This is a genomic window from Polaromonas sp. P1_G4 (assembly GCF_056405475.1).
On the sequence record NZ_JBFUCA010001029.1, the window covers coordinates 1 to 634 of the forward strand.

Annotated in this window: 1 protein-coding gene; it reads right to left on the bottom strand. The window is 59.8% G+C overall.

Going from position 1 to position 634, the window contains the following annotated elements; translation table 11 throughout:
• A partial coding sequence (locus AC1D1X_RS25185; RefSeq protein WP_477699618.1) for a M61 family metallopeptidase occupies positions 1–531 on the bottom strand: 531 nt, incomplete at its 3' end.
• Between the last annotated feature and the right edge of the window lie 103 nt (positions 532–634).

Sequence of the window (634 nt, forward strand, 5' to 3'; positions counted from 1 at the left end):
GTCCACCAGTTCGTCGTAATCGGCCGCCAGGTAGGTACCAAACCCATGCTTGTTGACTGCCTGCGGCCTGAGCCCTGTGGCCAGTGACCAGCCCTTGGCGGCTTTCGGTGTGAGGATCTCCAGCACATGCGCGGCTTTTTCCTGGCCCTGCACTTTCAGGCACAGGCTGGTGCCGTTGAAAAAGCCGCGATGGGAATCCAGCCAGGCGCTGCGCACGGAGTTGTCGCAGGCATACACCTCATAGCGCAGCACCAGCGGTTTGGCAGGCGAGCACTGAATCTGCCAGGTGCATTTATCGAGCTGTTCGGCACGAAGCGGTGTTCGTACCGTTTGGCGAGCCTCCAGGTTCTGCAGGTTTTTGGAGAATTCCCGCACCAGGTAACTGCCGGGGATCCACACAGGCAGCGAGACCCTTTGCAAAGCGTCAGGCTGTGCGATCGTGAGGGTCACGCGAAAGAGGTGGGCGTGCAGAACGTCTGTTTCGACGCGGTAGTGAAGGGGGGAGGAAGTGTTTTTAGGGGTGCCTGGCATCTTGCGCAAAGAATACCCCACGTCTGCCGCCAGCTGCATGGGGGCGCCCGACGGATCAAGTCGATCGGGCTGTAAATGCTATCAAAAAAGGAGCTGCTCGCGC